The sequence below is a fragment of the Rhizobium sp. 01L419 genome, assembly GCF_056400025.1.
The window spans coordinates 1-15,986 of the sequence record NZ_JBFTSM010000034.1 but is presented as its reverse complement, the minus strand read 5'-3'; the positions used below and the strand labels follow the sequence as shown (position 1 = coordinate 15,986).

13 protein-coding genes and 2 pseudogenes are annotated in these 15,986 nt (G+C 61.6%); 9 read left to right on the top strand and 6 right to left on the bottom strand.

All coding sequences use genetic code 11. The features are described 5' to 3' along the window. Positions 1 to 21: 21 nt before the first annotated feature. Together AC1DUP_RS35430 and AC1DUP_RS35425 are read left to right on the top strand one after the other, a co-directional pair. Positions 22 to 636, top strand: a complete 615-nt coding sequence (locus tag AC1DUP_RS35430) for an ABC-type transport auxiliary lipoprotein family protein (RefSeq protein ID WP_113312146.1) — start codon at positions 22 to 24, stop codon at positions 634 to 636. Between the two features lie 24 nt (positions 637 to 660). Continuing rightward, on the top strand, positions 661 to 1,122 hold the full coding sequence (locus tag AC1DUP_RS35425) for a hypothetical protein (RefSeq protein WP_477837136.1): 462 nt from the start codon (positions 661 to 663) through the stop codon (positions 1,120 to 1,122). A gap of 62 nt (positions 1,123 to 1,184) precedes the next feature. On the opposite strand, the gene AC1DUP_RS35420 is transcribed toward AC1DUP_RS35425, so the two are convergent. Together AC1DUP_RS35420 and AC1DUP_RS35415 are read right to left on the bottom strand one after the other, a co-directional pair. Then, a complete protein-coding gene (locus AC1DUP_RS35420) occupies positions 1,185 to 2,051 on the bottom strand; it encodes a D-alanyl-D-alanine carboxypeptidase family protein (protein WP_477837135.1) in 867 nt (288 codons plus the stop codon). A 205-nt stretch (positions 2,052 to 2,256) separates the two neighbouring features. Then, positions 2,257 to 9,255: an apolipoprotein A-IV repeat region-like domain-containing protein gene (locus tag AC1DUP_RS35415; protein WP_477837133.1), complete on the bottom strand. Its 6,999-nt coding sequence runs from the start codon at positions 9,253 to 9,255 to the stop codon at positions 2,257 to 2,259. A gap of 463 nt (positions 9,256 to 9,718) precedes the next feature. On the opposite strand from AC1DUP_RS35415, the gene AC1DUP_RS35410 reads away from it, so the two are divergent. Beyond that, complete coding sequence (locus AC1DUP_RS35410; protein WP_113301127.1) at positions 9,719 to 10,090, top strand: Hpt domain-containing protein; 372 nt, start codon at positions 9,719 to 9,721, stop codon at positions 10,088 to 10,090. Between the two features lie 202 nt (positions 10,091 to 10,292). After that, positions 10,293 to 10,613: a 2Fe-2S iron-sulfur cluster-binding protein gene (locus AC1DUP_RS35405; RefSeq protein WP_112547779.1), complete on the top strand. Its 321-nt coding sequence runs from the start codon at positions 10,293 to 10,295 to the stop codon at positions 10,611 to 10,613. A gap of 311 nt (positions 10,614 to 10,924) precedes the next feature. Here the strand turns inward: AC1DUP_RS35405 and AC1DUP_RS35400 are convergent, their stop codons facing one another. Then, positions 10,925 to 11,554 (bottom strand): DUF922 domain-containing protein, encoded by a 630-nt coding sequence (locus AC1DUP_RS35400; protein ID WP_113301128.1) that lies wholly within the window; start codon positions 11,552 to 11,554, stop codon positions 10,925 to 10,927. A 102-nt stretch (positions 11,555 to 11,656) separates the two neighbouring features. On the opposite strand from AC1DUP_RS35400, the gene folP reads away from it, so the two are divergent. The 5 genes from folP (at position 11,657) to AC1DUP_RS35375 (ending at position 14,683) form a co-directional block, all read left to right on the top strand. After that, the gene (gene folP / locus AC1DUP_RS35395; protein ID WP_477837130.1) at positions 11,657 to 12,550 is read left to right on the top strand and encodes a dihydropteroate synthase; all 894 of its coding nucleotides are present in this window, start codon (positions 11,657 to 11,659) and stop codon (positions 12,548 to 12,550) included. A 133-nt stretch (positions 12,551 to 12,683) separates the two neighbouring features. After that, on the top strand, positions 12,684 to 13,052 hold the full coding sequence (gene folB, locus AC1DUP_RS35390) for a dihydroneopterin aldolase (protein ID WP_477837128.1): 369 nt from the start codon (positions 12,684 to 12,686) through the stop codon (positions 13,050 to 13,052). Further along, positions 13,033 to 13,560, top strand: a complete 528-nt coding sequence (folK, locus tag AC1DUP_RS35385; protein ID WP_477837126.1) for a 2-amino-4-hydroxy-6-hydroxymethyldihydropteridine diphosphokinase — start codon at positions 13,033 to 13,035, stop codon at positions 13,558 to 13,560. Before folB ends, folK begins: the two co-directional genes overlap by 20 nt. A 177-nt stretch (positions 13,561 to 13,737) precedes the next feature. Beyond that, positions 13,738 to 14,232 carry a hypothetical protein gene (locus tag AC1DUP_RS35380; protein ID WP_113312276.1) on the top strand — a complete coding sequence of 165 codons (495 nt, stop codon included), beginning with the start codon at positions 13,738 to 13,740 and terminating at the stop codon, positions 14,230 to 14,232. Between the two features lie 7 nt (positions 14,233 to 14,239). Further along, positions 14,240 to 14,683, top strand: a complete 444-nt coding sequence (locus AC1DUP_RS35375; protein ID WP_113301133.1) for a DUF421 domain-containing protein — start codon at positions 14,240 to 14,242, stop codon at positions 14,681 to 14,683. Positions 14,684 to 14,700: 17 nt separating this feature from the next. Here the strand turns inward: AC1DUP_RS35375 and AC1DUP_RS35370 are convergent, their stop codons facing one another. From AC1DUP_RS35370 to AC1DUP_RS35360, 3 genes and pseudogenes are all read right to left on the bottom strand, one after another. Further along, positions 14,701 to 15,276, bottom strand: coding sequence for a cysteine hydrolase family protein (locus tag AC1DUP_RS35370; protein WP_477837123.1), 576 nt, complete (start codon positions 15,274 to 15,276; stop codon positions 14,701 to 14,703). 21 nt (positions 15,277 to 15,297) lie between these two features. Then, positions 15,298 to 15,513 (bottom strand): annotated as a pseudogene (locus AC1DUP_RS35365) (hypothetical protein); the annotation flags it as partial. Positions 15,514 to 15,686: 173 nt separating this feature from the next. Then, positions 15,687 to 15,986: pseudogene (locus AC1DUP_RS35360) on the bottom strand (glutathione-dependent formaldehyde dehydrogenase); the annotation flags it as partial.

Here is a 15,986-nt window from a genome sequence, read left to right as displayed (position 1 = left end):
GGAATTCAGAGGTAGCGTAATATGGGTTTATCGCATTCGATGTCGCGCCGTTCCTGGATCCGTGGGACGGCGATTATTTTGCCGCTGACGGCAGCGCTTCTGGCAGGCTGCGGGACGGCGGCGAAGAACGACACCTTTGATCTCTCTGCAGCCACTGTGGATGGTACCGGTCCATCGGCCAAGACCCGGCAGATCCTGATTGCCGATCCGACGGCGTTGAAGGCGCTGAACAGCGACCAGATCGTCATCCGCGTTTCGCCCTCCGAAATCCAGTATCTGTCGCGCGCCCAATGGAGCGACACGCTGCCGCGCATGGTGCAGTCGAAGCTCGTCCAGGCCTTCGAGAATTCCGGCAAGCTCGGCGGCGTCGGAAAGCCGGGGCAGGGACTGGCGATCGATTATCAGGTCGTCACCGACATCCGCTCCTTCGAGATCGACGCAGCGTCTGGCAACAAGGCCGTGGTGGAGATTTCCGCCAAGATCCTCAACGATCGAAACGGCACAGTGCGTGCCCAGCAGGTCTTCCGGGCCACTGCTCCGGCCGGCGGCGACAACGTGGGCTTCGTCAAGGGATTGGGCCGTGCCTTTACATCGGTCACCGACCAGATTGTTGGCTGGACGCTGAAGTCAATCTAATAGGCGGGAGCCGGAGGTGGGGTTTTGGCTCGTCGATCGCAGCTTGGAATAACGCGCAATGTGGCTTTTGCGCTCCTGGCCTTCCTTGAAGGCTGGAGCGGTGTGCAAGCCCAGGATGCTACGAGCAATACATCCGCTTCACCGCCTCTTGCCATGAACGAGTATAAGGCGTTTGTCGAAAGGCTTGTTTCGGAAGTAAACGGAAAAGAGGCCACGATGGCCACGAAACTCCGCGCTCTCGGCTTCAGCTGCACCCCAGCAGACAAATCGATCCAATTCGAATGCGTGCGATTTGGCTGCCAAAAAACCGGTATTCTGCCAGGTTCGCTTCTTCAATGGACGGTACGAAGAGGTAGCCCGGAATCGAGCACGGCGGCGTTTTCTGGCTCCGCCATGAACTATGGGTGGTTGCGCGGCTGCATTCCGAAGAACGAACTCCAGAAAGAACAGCAACGATTTCTTTCCCGAAACGACCGATTGCAGTGATCCACTGACATTGAACGTCCATCGGCGAACAATCAAACACCAGAGAGCTTGCGCTCGTCGCCTCATTTCGTTGGCTGAGCATCCGTCATCGTCGGCGTGCCGCCCGTTGCCGAGGCCGTGGCGGTCGAAGCGGACGGCAGGTAGCTGTCGAGCAGGCCGGCCATCTTGTCGTCGCGCAGGCTGGCGGTCTTTTCGCCCATGACGACGCCAACGACGCGGCGCCCGTCCTTTGCCGCTGACGTTACGACATTGTAGCCCGAAGCATCCGTGAAGCCGGTCTTGATGCCATCGATACCGCTATAGCGGTACATGAGATTGTTGTGGCCGCGCAGCTTCATGCCGCGGAACTGGAAGCCGCGCATGGAGAAGAGCTTGAACTCCTCGGGGAAATCACGCATCAGCGAAACGCCGAGTGTGGCCATGTCGCGGGCCGTGGTGACCTGCTCCGGATCCGGCAGGCCCGACGGATTCTTGAAGACGGTGTCCTTCATGCCGAGCTGGCGGGCCTTGTCCGTCATGAGAGTACCGAAGGCCTGTTCGGAGCCGCCGAGCTGTTCGGCAAGCGCCACAGCGGCATCATTGGCCGACAGGACCACGATGCCTTCGACGGCCTCCTTGACGGTGACCTTGCGGCCGGCGCCGACAGCGAGCTTGAAGGGCTCCTTGCTCTCGGCATTTTCCGACATGGTGAGCTTCTGGTCCCAAGTCAGGCGTTTGTCGTGCAGCGCCTGGAAGGTGAGGTAGAGCGTCATCATCTTGGTGAGCGACGCCGGATAGTTCAGATCATCCTGATTGGACGCCTCCAGAACCTGGCCGGTCTGAGCATCCACGAGGAAGCTTGCCTGGCCGGCTTCGGCCTGAATGAACGCGCCCAGAAGAAATACGGACGAGAAGGCGGCGGCCATCAGCCGGGAGGTCGTCTTGGTCATCAATGTCTACTGTCTCTGTCGTGGCAAGCTACTGGCTTGGCAAGTGGCTTGGCGAGGGTCTGACGGATCTGGCGACCCAATCTGATGAATGCGGATCGGGAATGTTTGTGACGGAATGAAGGAGCCGGGGCAATAAAAAAGGGCCATCCACAGATGACCCCTTTTGTCTCACTATCCCATGACGTGCCTTTTACGGCCCGACAACTCAGCTCAGACGACCTGCCGCATGAGCAAGCATCGTATAGACCTTGCCGGTGTCAGAGGTCAGGTAGGACTGCGTTACCGTGCGGTTCGGATCGGTACGGGCGACATCGGCGAGCAGCTTTTCGAAATCGCCGATGTAGCGATCGACAGCGGTGCGGAATTCCGGTTCGCGGTCATACTTGCGCTTGATCTCGTCGAAGGTCTGCTGGCCTTTCAGCGTGTAGAGGCGACGGGTGAAGACGTCGCGCTCGCCGCGCTGGTAGCGGCGCCACAGGTCAACCGAGGCATCATGATCGATGGCGCGGGCGATATCGACCGAGAGCGAATTCAGCGATTCAACGACATGGCGCGGGTTGCGGCTGTCATTGGCGCGCTGGGTGGGAGCAGGGGCCGGAGCGGCGGCTTCCACTGCCGGACGGGCCGGGGCACGCGGTGCTTCCTCTGTCTCGTCACGCGAGGCGCCACGCAGAAGATCGCTGATCCAGCCGCCGCTAGTGGGTTCCGTGCGCGGAGCTTCCTGGCGAACCGGAGCCGGGGTCGGAGCTGGCTGGGGGGCCTGGGCAACCGGACGCTGCGGAGCAGGGGCCGGAGCGGGCGCAGGTGCTGCCGCCGGCGTCGGTGTGATGGTGCCACGCAGACCCATGGATTCGATCGACTGGCGCGCCGTTGGTGCCGGCTGCGGGGCAGGTGCGGTCGGGATCACCGGCTGGACAACACGCGGAGCAGGCTCGGCATGTGCCAGCGTGCGGGCGACCGGCTCGGAGAGCTCCAGGCGCTGACTGGAGCGGCCGACGATCTGCGAGATGTCCTGCAGGGCCTTGATCTGCTCGGCGACGGCGCGGCGCATGGCGGACGCGCTTTCCTTGGCTTCTTCCGGCAGGTCGAAGGCGCCGCGCTTCAGTTCGGCGCGGGTAGCATCGAGTTCGTTGCGGATATCGGTTGCCGAGCGGCGGATCTCTTCGGTGGCGCCCGAGAAGCGGCCGACCGCCTCGTCGATCGCATCACGCAGCGATTCACGCAGGCTTTGTGCTGCATTGTCGGAGGCGCGGCCTGCCTCGCCGAGCATGCGTTCGACTTCCGACAGCGAAGCCGTCAGGCCGCCGCGCAGGCGGTTGGAAAGATCGCCGGAGCGTCGCTCGACATTGGCGAAGCTGGTGTCGATCGTGGCATTGGCTTCCTCGCCGGCGCGGTTGATCGCGTCGCGCATGGTGGAGGCGGCATCCTCGGCGCGTTTTTCGGTATCGGCGAGCACCCGGCCGATATCGGCGAAGGAGGCTTGGACGCTCTGGCGCAGCGTGCCGGTGACCTGGTTGGAGCGCTGCTCGGCGCGTTCGAAGACCGTTTCGATCATGCCGCCGAGGCCGCGCATGGTCTTTTCGATTTCGGCCGAACGCTGCACGAGCCCGGCTGCGAGGGTCTGCAGAGCGCCTTCACGCTCTTCCAGCGTAGAGACGAGACCGGACTGGGCTGCGGCAAGGAGATGCGATGCCTGGCCAAGAACCTTCGAGTGGTCGTCGAAGCGGCCGATAATGCTGCCGACCTGGGCGAGCGTCTGGCCGGATATATCCGACAGGCGGTCGACCTTGCCTTCGAGAAGGCGGGTGGAGGCGGAGACCATTTCGGCGGCCTTGGCGGCGGAGTCGGTGAAGCGCGAGGTCGTGTCGCTGAGACGGCCGTCGACGCCGGTCAGCTCGTCTGCGGCGCGCGTCATCATGACAGCCATTGCCGCACTGCTTTCCGACATGCGCTGGACGAGGCCGTTGACGTTGCTCGTCAGGCTGTTCTCGATGGCGGCAACGGCATTGGCGACGTTTTCGGCGCGCGCTGTGATGGCCTGGGTGACAGCGTCATTTTCTGCACGCAGGCGGTCGGCGCTGAGACTTGCGGCGGCGGTGATGCGGGCGGCAGCTTCCTGGCCGGCATCGGTGTAGCGGTCGATGATCGGCCGGGCCGTCTCGTCCAGGATGCGCGTCAGCTCGGTGGAGCGGCCGGCCAGCATGGAGTTGAGGTCACGGGTGCGCTCGTCGAGCGTTGCGCGGATCGAGTTGCCGCGTGCTTCCAGCGCCTTGTCGATATCGGTGAGCGTCGTGTCGATTTCGCGGGCACGCTGCTCCAGGCTGGAGCGGATGATGCTGGTGCGGGCTTCGAGCGCGCGGTCCACATCGGCCATGCTCGAGGTGATCTGGCCGCCGGCATCCGTCAGCGTCGAGCGGATGGAGTTGCCATGCGCTTCCAGCGTCTGGCCGGCATCGGCGAGCGCGTGATTGATGGCGTTGACCTGGGTGCTGACGATGCTTTCTGCTTCCGCCACCTTGTTGACGATGACATTGCCGGCCTCGGAGAAGGTCTGAGCAACGGCGGCAGCCTGGCCGGCGAGGCGGCTCTGTGCCTCGGCGACGCGGTTGACGATCTGCGAGGAGCGCTCGTCCATGGCTTCGGCGAACTGCTGGCCGGTGCGGCTCAGCAGCTCGGAAGACTTCGTGGCTTCGCCATCCATGCCTTCGGCAGCTTCGGCAACGGCGCTGCGCAGGCTTGCGGCCAGACCGGCGGCCTTGCCTTCGATCGTGCGGTTGACGGCCTCCAGACCGACGGTCAGAGCGCGGTCCATGGTGGACAAGCGTTCGGTGATACGCTCGTTGCCGCGATCCATCATGTCGCTCAGCGCCGAGGTGCGGTCGTCGATCGACTGCGCCATGTTTGCACTGCCGCTGTCGAGCGTTTCGGCAAGATGCACCCGTCGGTTGTCCAGAGCCTGGGTGAGATTGGCGCTGTGGCTATCGAGAGCATGCGCGAGGTTTGCGCTGCTGCTGTCGAGGGCCTGGGTCAGGTTGGCGCTGCCGACATCAAGTGCTTCCGTCAGGCTGGCGCTGCGGCCGTCGAAGACTTCCGTCAAGCTGGTGGCGCGGCTGTCGAGGGCCTCGGTCAGGCTGGCGGTGCGGCTGTCGAGCGCATGCGTCAGGTTTGCGGCGCTGTTGCCGAGGGTTGCGGCGATGCGCTGCGTTGTGTCGTCGCCAAGCGCGCCGAGGCGCGAAATGCCGTCCTCGAGCACGCCGGAGAGATGGCTGCCGGCAGCATCGACCTTATCGGCCACGCCGCCGACGCCATCGGCAATGCGGGCCTCGATGGCGGCAAGGCCAGCTTCGACGCGGGCGCCGGTCTCGGTGAAGCGGCCCGTGAGATTGTCGACGGAATGGTCGAGATGGCCGGAGAAATCTGCAGCCGAACGCGAGATCGTGTTGGCGGCTTCCTGGAAGCGGCCGGCAATATGGCCGGCACCCTCGCGCATGCGATCCTCAAGTGTCTGTGCACTCTTGTCGATCGCATTGCGGATCGCGGCCTCGCGATCTTCCAGCGACATTTCGAGCATGCCGATGCTCGTCGCAACCGACGTACCGATCGAGGTCGCCTGTTCGGAGAGCGTGTCGTTGATGAGGTTATGGGCCTCGCTCAGGGTCAGGTTGATGGCGTTGGTGCGATCGTCAAGCGTGGCACGAATGCGCTCATGGGCGGCGGCAAGGCCACCTTCGACGTTGCTCGCGGCATCGTTGGCTAGGGCGGCCATACGCAGCTGGGCGTCGGTCATGCCAACCTCGATGCGACCCGTCATGCCGCCGATGATGCCTTCCATGCGGGCGCTGCCGGCATCGAGGGCTTCCGACAGGGTGGAGGTGTGCTCGGCAAGCGCGGTTTCCAGACGCGCCTGATTGCCCGTATAGGCAGCGCGGATCGCTTCCGTGCGGTCGGCAAAGGCGCCGGCAACACGCTCCTCGGCGCTGGCAACGGTGTCCATGATGGCGTTGCTGCGGTTTTCGAGCGCGGATTCGAAGCGGCTCTGGCCGTCATCGAGTGAAATGGCGAGCGCCATGGTCTTTTCGTCAAGTGTATCGGACAGGCGGTCAGCGCTGTTCGTGACGGCATGGACGATGGATTCGGCGCGACTGGTGAGCGCTTCCTCGATGCGGAACTGGCTTTCACCGAGCGATGCGGCGATCCGGTCATGCGTGCCGGTGGCCACATTGACGAGAGCGTCGGCGCCCGCCGTCAGCGTGTCTTCCAGGCGGCTCTGGCTTTCGTTCAGCGAGATGGCAAGCGCCATCGCCTTTTCATCAAGGGTTTCGGCGAGGCGGTCATGCGTGCCCGAGACGGCGCTGATCAGCGCTTCCGACCGGGTCGACAGCGTATCCTCGATGCGCGAATGCGTCTCGTTCAGCGAAATGCCAAGCGCCATGGCCTTTTCGTCGAGCGTATCGGCGAGGCGATCATGGGTGCCCGAAACGGCGCTGATGAATGCGTCCGAATGGGTCGAGAGCGTATCTTCGATGCGCGACTGCACCTCGTTCAGCGAGATGCCGAGCGCCATCGCCCTTTCATCAAGCGTCTCGGCGAGACGGTCATGCGTGCTGGAAACGGCGCTGAGCAGCGCCTCCGAGCGGGTCGCAAGCGTATCGTCAATACGGGCCTGACCTTCATTCAGCGAGATGGCAAGCGCCATCGCCTTTTCGTCGAGCGTTTCGGAGAGACGCTCATGCGTGCCGGAGACGGCATCGATGATGGCTTCCGAGCGCGTCGCAAGCGTATCCTCGATACGGGCCTGGCCTTCGTTCAGCGAGATGGCAAGCGCCATCGCCTTTTCATCCAGTGTATCGGAGAGGCGGTCATGCGTACCGGAGATGGCATTGAAGAAGGACTCGGACCGGGTCGCGAAAGTATCCTCGATGCGGGCCTGGTTTTGCTGCAGCGTTTCGGCGAGGCGGTCATTGGTGCCGGAAACGGCATTGATGAGCGATTCCGAATGGGTCGAGAGCGTGTCCTCGATGCGCGACTGCGTCTCGTTCAGCGAGATCGCCAGCGCCATCGCCTTCTCGTCGAGCGTCTCGGCGAGGCGGTCATGCGTGCCCGACACGACATTGATGATGGCGTCGGAACGGCTCGTGAGCGCTTCGTCGAAGCGCGTGTGATGGTCGGCAAGGGCGCCGATCAGCGCGCCGCCGCGTTCCGCCATCACGCTGTCGAGGCCGGTATGGGCAGTCTTCAGCGCATCGGTGATCTCGGCAGCACGAGCGGCGAGAACGCTGCTCAGCTCCTCGGCGCGACCGCCGAATGCCCCGGTGACCTTTTCGGTGCCGCTATCGACGGCAGTGGCGATTTCGGTCGTGGTCGTCTGCAGCGTATCGCGGAATTCGATTGCCCGGGCGGCGAGGTTGTTCTGCAGTTCGGACGTGCCGGTTGCGAGCGCCAGCGAGATTTCCGACGTGGCGTTGCTCAGCGCCGAACCCAGTTCGCCGGTGCGGGTCGTCAGCGCCGAGGTGATCTCTTCCGAACGGCTGGCAAGGGTGCTTTCCAGCACTTCCTGGCCGGTCGCAAAGGCGGTCGCCAGTGTGAGCGACTGCTCGCTCATGGAGATGCTGAGACGATCGATATTGGAATTGAGGATGTTATCGATAGAATCGGCGTTGCCCGACAGCGTCTCGTTGATGCGGGTGAGGCTTTCGATGAGCTTGGTGTCGAGCGAGCCAGCGCGCTTGTCGAAGGCATCGGTGAATTCGGCAACGCGTTCGTCGAAGGCGGTCGAAAGCTGGGCAACGGTCGTCTGCAGACGTTCCTCGAAGAAGCCGGAGCGCACGTCGAGATCCATGACGGCATCGTCGGCCGTCGATTGCAGGCTCTGGCGGAAACTTGCACCCTTTTCGTCGAGCGCGGCGTTCAGCCTGGAGAGCACGTCGTCGAGCGTGCCGCCGATGGTGCGTTCGCCCGATGTCAGGCTCTGATTGATATCGCGCGTGCGGGTGATCAGGATTTCGTTGAGCTGCTGGGTGCGTTCCTGCAGCGCGGCGTTCAGGCGCTCGGTGCTCGCGTCCATCGTCGAGGCGCGCGTCTCAAACTGGGTGAGCAGGCGCTCGCCATGTTCGTTGATCGTGTTGGTCAGCGAGTCGAGGCGGTTGTCGAATTCATTGCCGATAGCAAGGCCGGACGCGGTCAGCGTATGGAGCAGCGTATCGGTCTTGGCGGCCAAAAGCGTGCCGAGCGACTGCATGGCGCTGTCCGACTTCTCCATGATCGCGGCAGCGCGCGTATCGATCAGCGAGGCGAAGGCTTCGCCCGAGGTCGCGAGGCGGATGGCGATCTCTTCTGTCGCAAGCGACAGCTCTTCCTTGAGCTGGTCGTGGACGCCGGCGATGGACGAACGGATGCGATCGGCATGGTTGACGATCGCTTCGCGCTCGGAGCCGAGCTCGTGGACGAGGCCGCGTACGCGCAGTTCGTTATCCGCGTAGGAACGTTCCAGCGCATTCACTTCGGAATGCACGAGCGTTTCGAGTTCGGAGGCCCGAGCAATGGTGCGCTCGATGCCTTCGTTCATCGCCGAGACTTCGCGGCGCACGGCCTGGCCGACCGTCATGATGCGTTCGGAGGCGATGGTTTCCGGTTCGGAAAGGCGTAGCGCAACTTCAGCCATGGAGCGGGCGGCGTTGCGCATTTCCTGGGCGCGCGCGATCATGATGGCGAAGGCATAGAACATCATGACAGGCACGATGATGCCGACGACGCCGGCGATCACGCCCGGTAGAGCGGCAAGATCGGTCAGCGAGCGGATCTGCGAGATCTGCGGCCCGTAGAGCATGAACATCAGCCCGAGGCCGATGATGACCCACAGGATGGAAATGAAAGTGGCCATGCGCAGGGCAGGGCGGCTGGAGCCGTTTTCCAGTGACTTCAGAAGCGAGGCGGGTGAATTGCGGCTGGCATCATTAGCGGGGGCGAAGGCCGGTGCCCGAGCCTGCTGGTCGCCTGTGCGGGCAGCGCGGCCTCGGCGGCGTTGTGCTTCTTCCTGGGACTGATTACGGGCATTGGATGGGTCAGTCACATTAGCCTCCGGGGCGTGGGGCGCGTTACCGCGGCGAGACGGCACGTTCTCCTGGCCGAAATCGATCTGAAGCGCCTCGTCCAATGCCTTGAACGCCTTGTCCTCTATCGATTCATTGTACTTGTTATTCGCCATTCCGATATGCCTCGCAATTCCCGGCCAGACCGGCAGCGCATCCGGGCCACCGCCTTCGCCCGGAAAGAACCTTTGCCGTGCCAGCCTTCCATCCAGGACGGACGGATAAGCATGTCATTTCAGAGTAGATAGCCGATTTTTCAAACGAAAGGTATCAAAACACTACCATTATCCACTCTGTCGGCAAAGGCGCGCGGCATGAGCCCGCCTCAACAGTATCGTAGTGACACATCTGGGCTGCCTACACAATTAATGAACCCTTGCGTTTCCACCCCTCTTAACCTGTTGTTAACACCTTTAAATTTTGGACGGGGCCTAAAAGCCGATATTTTAGCGATATTTAAGGGACGTTAACCATACGGTTAGATTTTCGCCCTGAATGCGCCGGAATTTAACGTGATCGCCATTCTCCGACCGCACAACAGATGCAACCGCGGGCGATATAAGACCGGAGAATTGGCAAATGGCAGCAGTGAGTATTGCGTTCGAAGCACCTGATAATTCCAAGGGCCCTTCGCCCTCCAAGATCAGGCCGATCGACCTTGTCCATCTTGCGCGCCAGACGATGGGCGACAAGACGGTGGAAATCGAAGTTCTCCAGATGTTTGCGCGCCAGGCGCGCGCCTGCCTGCAGGACATTGCAAGCGGCGAGGCAACCAAGGTGGGCGCAGCGGCACACCGCCTGAAGGGTGCAGCAAGCTCCGTCGGCGCCTTCCGGGTTTCGCAGTCTGCGGAAGCCGTGGAAGAGAACAATGGCGACGCGACCGCCATGGCTGCGTTGGGTGCGGCCATTGTCGACGCCGAAAATTTCATTCTGAAACTCTGCCGCGGATAAGGCAGAGCAGGTAGGGGCTAACCTAGGCCCGCTGTTCCATTAGGGAACGGCGGGTCTTTTTGCGACTTCCCCCATGACGCATAGAGAATGGCGCAGTCCTGGCCAATCTGCGAGGCTCGGGCGATCCGGCAATGTTGACTGATGCGCCGAATTGTCGGAAGAAAAATCCGCCCACCTGCTACAAAGACCGGAAATAATCCTGATGCCCAAACTTACCATCGTCGCCTTTGACGGAACGCGCTTCGATCTCGATGTCGATCAAGGTTCCACCGTGATGGAGAATGCTGTCCGCAATTCCGTTCCCGGCATCGAGGCCGAATGCGGCGGCGCCTGCGCCTGTGCGACCTGTCACGTCTATGTCGACGAACAGTGGACCGAGGTTGTCGGTCCGCCGGAAGCGATGGAAGAGGACATGCTGGACTTCGCCTTTGACGTGCGTCCGACCTCACGCCTTTCCTGTCAGATCAGGATGAAGGCTGCCTATGACGGCCTCACCGTGCACGTGCCGGAACGGCAGGCTTAAAAACTCTCATATTCCTGAAAAAGTCGGACTCTTGCCAAAAAGAAAGCCTCGCACGCCAGAGGCGAGCGAGGCGAGGCGGGCGCATTACCTACGGATGAGGGAGGAACACCCGCGGCTTCGGAACGCGCCAGGAGAACACAATCACGAAAGCCAGCTGCCTTACTGCACTTTCGAATATAGTCATATTACCGCGTTCCGGTTGAGTCCACCAGAATGAAAAATGATCGATAAAAGGCTGGGAAGCGCACAAGTTTCGCACAAGTTTCATTGTGCAGCTAACGATCTCGGCTCGTGTTAAGGGCAAAAGGGGCTTATCTTTCGCCGCCTTTGCCCTTGAGTCTGTTGTTGAGCAATCTCAGCATGCGATTCTGAAAATTGACCGCCTCGACGCGATCGAATCGGGCCTGCAGCTTGTCATGCTCCTCTATTCCGCGAGCCGACTTCTCCGAAACGAGTTCCTGCATCGCCTCGCAATTGCGCTGCCAAGGCAGTGCCTTGAGTTCGCGCTCCATGGCGCGCGCCTGGGTTCGGGCGATCTCGGCATGGCGCTCCTCGTGGCGCCTGATATCGCTCGATAACGCATCCCAGATCATCGACAGCTCGCGGCTTGCGCCTTTGCGGTTGGCCCAACGCGGCATGATGATCTGTGTGTGGACGGTGACCTTGACGTTGCCGACGCGGCAGCGGCCATTTTCCTGGATATAGGTTGCCTCACCGCCGAAGCGGATCTTGGTAGCACCGGGATGGCGGGCGGAAGAGCCGTTCGCCGTCGGGCCGCGGCGGCTCAGTTCATCGTCCAGCTCGTCGGCCGTCTTTCCCTTGATGTTGAAATAGGAATAGCTTTTCGTTGCAACGACTTCGGCAGCCGCGGGGCCGCAGAGCAAAAAGGCAATCATGGAAAGGGCGATGGGAAGGCGCATATAACGCAACGCAAGCGGCATTCTGAACTGAACCTGTGTTGAAGTTTGGCGGAGCTTGGGGCATAGCCACCGCAAGAGCAATATCGGATAGCGGCTTTTTTGGCTAGCGACGGGATTAGACTGGTGAAGCAGCTCGATAGCAGTTTCTGGCGTGTGGCCCATGATCGCGAGATCGAGCTTCACAAACGCTCGGTGATCATGGCGATCGTCAACGTGACGCCGGATTCCTTCTCCGACGGCGGGCGTTACCAGACGGTCGACAGGGCCGTCGAGCACGCGCTGCAGGCAATCGCAGACGGCGCCGAGATCCTCGACATCGGCGGCGAGTCGACGCGACCGGATGCGGCTTCCGTCAGTCCGGCGGAGGAGCAGGCGCGTGTCTTGCCCGTCATCGAGGCGCTCAGCCGCCGTACTGACGCACTGATTTCCATCGATACCTATCGCGAGGAAACGGCGCGGCTTGCCATCGGTGCCGGCGCCCATATCGTCAACGACGTCTTCGGCCTGCAGAAGGAGCCGGCCATTGCCGCGCTGTCGGCCGAGACCGGGGCAGGGCTCTGCATCATGCATACCGGCCGCGACCGGCAGAAGCTTGACGATATCATCGAGGACCAGGTCTTCTTTCTCGATCGCTCGCTGGAGATCGCCTCTGCCGCCGGCGTCCTGCGTGACCGTATCGTGCTCGATCCGGGCTTCGGCTTTGCCAAGGAGACGCCGCGTGAAAATCTGGAACTGATGGCACGTTTCGAAGAACTGCACCGCTTCGGCCTGCCGCTTCTTGCCGGCACCTCGCGCAAGCGCTTCCTCGGCGCGGTCACCGGCCGCGAACCGGCGGAGCGCGATGCGGCGACGGCTGCGACTAGCGCGTTGCTGCGGATTCAAGGCGCGGCAGTTTTCCGGGTACACAATGTCGCAATCAACAGGGATGCGCTTGCCGTGGCCGATGCTATGCTGGCCGCCCGGAACGACGCTTCCAAAGCGTGTCGCGATCCTTCAGATCCGCTTGCCACGCTTTAAGTCTTTGTTTCCGCATGTCGATATCGCAAGACCGCTACGCGCTTTTACGTGACATGCTTTAAGTCTTTGTTTCGCATGTCGTCATCGCAAACCGCTATACACTTTTGCACGACATGCTTTAGGGGAGGCCGTCATGAGCACCTATACGATCCTGATGCAGAACTGCGCCTTTTTCGCCCGCCACGGCGTGCATGACGAGGAGGAGTTCCTCGGCCAGCGCTTTTTCGTGGATGCCGAACTGGAGGTGGAAGCGGGCAGCGCGCTCGAAAACGACTCCATACACGAGACAGTGCATTACGGCACCGCCTTCACCATCATCGAGGGGATCGTCGTCGGCCAGCGGCGCTACCTGATCGAGGCGCTGGCGCTCGATATCGCCAAGGGGCTCAGCAAGAAGTTCCCGCAGATTATCAGGGCCAAGATCACCGTGCGCAAGCCGAATGCGCCGATCCCCGGCGTGCTCGATTTCGTGCAGGTGACCGTTGAGCATCGTGCACGATAATCCATTCCGTCTCGCAACGCTCGGCCTCGGCGGCAATATCGGAGATCCGGTCAAGTCCATGGCGTCAGCACTTGCGGTACTGGACGCCAACGCGGACTGCCGGGTGGCCGCCGTCTCGCGGCTTTACCGCACGCCGCCCTGGGGCAAGACGGACCAGTCCTATTTCTTCAACTCCTGCGTGGCGGTGGAAACACGCCTTGCTCCGGAAGCGCTGCTCGATCTCTGCCTCTCGATCGAGCGGGACATGAAGCGCGAGCGCATCGAACGCTGGGGGCCACGCACGCTCGATATTGATGTACTGACCTATGAAGGCGTCGAGCAGGATGCGCCGCGGCTGGAACTGCCGCATCCACGAATGACGGAGCGGGGCTTCGTGCTGATGCCGCTTGCGGATATCGCGCCCGAACTGGTGGTCGGGGGGAGGACGGTTGCTGATTGGCTAGCCGGCGCCGACATCGCGGGGATCGAGATCGCCGACGAGAGCCGCGACTGGTGGCGCAAGACTTGAAGGGCCTATTGAGCGCAAGCTGCTGGACCTGAACTGCCCGCAAGCCCGGAGCTTTTCCTTGTGTTCATAACGTCTTGCCGACTGCACCGGCCGCGCTAACTCAGAATGGCGACTGAGCCGGAGGCATCATGAGGCAATTCAACAGCAGCCGGAAAGGCTGCTCGTTCAGGTACTGACATGCCGAAAACGAGCAGCAGCCTTCCCGAAGGTATCGAGGATCATACTCGCTTCCAGCAGCGCGTCTGGCGTGCACAGCGTTGGGCGTGGCTTGGTTTTGCCGCCATTCTCGTTGCCGCGCTTTTCGGAGCGCTTGGGCGCGGCGGGCTTCTCTCCCAGCAGGAATTGAAGCTTGCCGGCGGCAGCCTCGAGCTTCCGATCATCACGCGTTGGAATGCGCCCGACGAACTGCGCGTCTTTTTTTCGCCGTCGGCTTCGGACCGCAGGCTCGTTGTCGATCCAGACTTTCTGACGATCTTCTCCGTCGAAGGCATCGACCCGCCGCAGAAAGCGGCAGATTACGAGAACGGCCGTATCGGCTATGTCTTTCCCGCCGATCCTGGCGCGACGAGCCAGGTGATCCTGAGGCTTCATACGCAGAAGCCGGGGCTGCATTCCTTCCACATCGGTATAGACCAGGACGTCATCGAACGTTCGGTCCTCATCTTGCCTTGAGGTGCCAATGGACGCAGTCATTCGCGGTGTCGCTATCTATTTCACCCTGCTGGTGATTATCAGGCTGTCGGGCCGGCGCACGCTGGCGCAGATGACACCCTTCGATCTCGTCATCGTGCTGGTGATTTCGGAAACGACACAGCAGGCCATGCTGGGCGACGATTTCTCGATCACCAATTCCGTGCTACTGATTCTGACGCTGTTTACGACCGACATCGCGCTTTCCTACCTGAAGCGCTGGTCGCGCCGGACGGCCAGACTGATCGACGGCGCTCCAACCGTCCTCGTTACCAACGGCGTTTATGACGAGGCTGCCCTCAAGGGTTCGAGACTTCAGAGAGACGATGTGATGCAGGCCGCAAGAACACAGCAGGGCATCGCAAGTGTCAAAGATATCCGGTTTGCAATTCTCGAAGTGAGCGGCAACATCAGCATCATTCCGAAGGAGTGAGAAGGGATAGAGGCAGGTCAGAGACCGGAGAGGAATGCATCTGTGTCGGTAATCTCCACCTGCACCGAAAAGCGGCCGCCCAGCAATTCGAGGGTAGCGTCATGGGTTTCGTCCGCGCTGCTGCAGACGGCGTCTTTCAAAAGAATGACGCGATAGCCGAGATCGATTGCGCCAAGGGCTGCGGCGAGCACGCAAATATCGGTCTCGCCGCCGGTAATGGCGATGGCTTCGACCTTTTCCCGCGCAAGGGTTTCATGTAGCCGCCCGTCGATCCAGGGAGAATAAGTTCGCTTGTCGAAGAAGCGGGCAGGCGGTGCGAAGGGCCTCAGATCGGCCACGATATCCATGAGTTCCGACGGCAATCGTTCGCCGGTCATCATTGGCCATTTTTCGTAATAGTTCCTCCACATGCCGGGCATGGCATCAGCGTTCGGCGGGGGAACGAAACGTGTGAAAACCGTTCGCTCTGCATACCGTCCCGAGAGTTCAACGATCTGTGGCGACGCCGTCGCCATCCATGGCACATGCCAGGGCGTCTGCTCCGCGAACATCCTCTGCATATCGATGCAGAGATGGATCCAGTTGTCGGGCATGGAATCTGCAGCTTCAAGCATTCAGGGCGAATTGATGCTGGGCAGAAAATCCTCGACCTGCTTGCGGTCAGCTGCAGAAAGCGACTGCACCTGTTCTTGCCAGAAGCGTTCGGCCTCGGGCGGATCCTTCTCCCACTGGCGTACAGTGGTGATGTTGTCGTCGATCTTGGAGCGGCGGTGTCCGCCGAGACGCAGATATTCCTTGGCGATCCGCAGGCTCCTGGTTTCCGTACCCTTGTTGGTCTCGTTCATGTCATTGATCTCCGTTGCTTGCTTGGCGATGGAAACGCCTCACTTTACACGCGAGCCCGGCCGGCATTTTAGCATGTTGATGGGCCAAGATCCCGGCGGGAGTGACGTTGGCGCGATGATGACATCAGAGCCATCCAGCGCAGCGCATTTGCTTCTCCCTATGGCTTGAGGACAACCTTGATGCAGCCGTCCTGTTTGTCGCGAAAGGTCTTATAGAGGTCAGGGCCATCCTCCAGCGATGCGCGGTGGGTGATGATGAAGGATGGGTCGATCTCGCCCTTCTGGATGCGCTCCATCAGCAGCGGCAGATAGCGCTGCACCGGTGTCTGGGCCATCTTGAAAGTCAGGCCGCGGTTGATCGCCGAGCCCATCGGGATCTTGTCAAGCAAGCCGCCATAGACGCCGACGATGGAGACCGTGCCGAAGTTGCGGCAGCAATAGATCGCCTGACGGAGGAC

Excerpts from the sequence above, each read along its gene's own strand:
- AC1DUP_RS35430 (WP_113312146.1), top strand. The coding sequence starts at position 22 with ATGGGTTTATCGCATTCGATGTCGCGCCGTTCCTGGATCCGTGGGACG.
- AC1DUP_RS35415 (WP_477837133.1), bottom strand. The coding sequence starts at position 9,255 with ATGGCGAATAACAAGTACAATGAATCGATAGAGGACAAGGCGTTCAAG.
- folB (WP_477837128.1), top strand. The coding sequence starts at position 12,684 with ATGAGCACCTATACGATCCTGATGCAGAACTGCGCCTTTTTCGCCCGC.
- AC1DUP_RS35410 (WP_113301127.1), top strand. The coding sequence starts at position 9,719 with ATGGCAGCAGTGAGTATTGCGTTCGAAGCACCTGATAATTCCAAGGGC.
- AC1DUP_RS35400 (WP_113301128.1), bottom strand. The coding sequence starts at position 11,554 with ATGCCGCTTGCGTTGCGTTATATGCGCCTTCCCATCGCCCTTTCCATG.
- AC1DUP_RS35405 (WP_112547779.1), top strand. The coding sequence starts at position 10,293 with ATGCCCAAACTTACCATCGTCGCCTTTGACGGAACGCGCTTCGATCTC.
- AC1DUP_RS35420 (WP_477837135.1), bottom strand. The coding sequence starts at position 2,051 with ATGACCAAGACGACCTCCCGGCTGATGGCCGCCGCCTTCTCGTCCGTA.
- AC1DUP_RS35380 (WP_113312276.1), top strand. The coding sequence starts at position 13,738 with ATGCCGAAAACGAGCAGCAGCCTTCCCGAAGGTATCGAGGATCATACT.
- AC1DUP_RS35375 (WP_113301133.1), top strand. The coding sequence starts at position 14,240 with ATGGACGCAGTCATTCGCGGTGTCGCTATCTATTTCACCCTGCTGGTG.
- AC1DUP_RS35370 (WP_477837123.1), bottom strand. The coding sequence starts at position 15,276 with ATGCCCGACAACTGGATCCATCTCTGCATCGATATGCAGAGGATGTTC.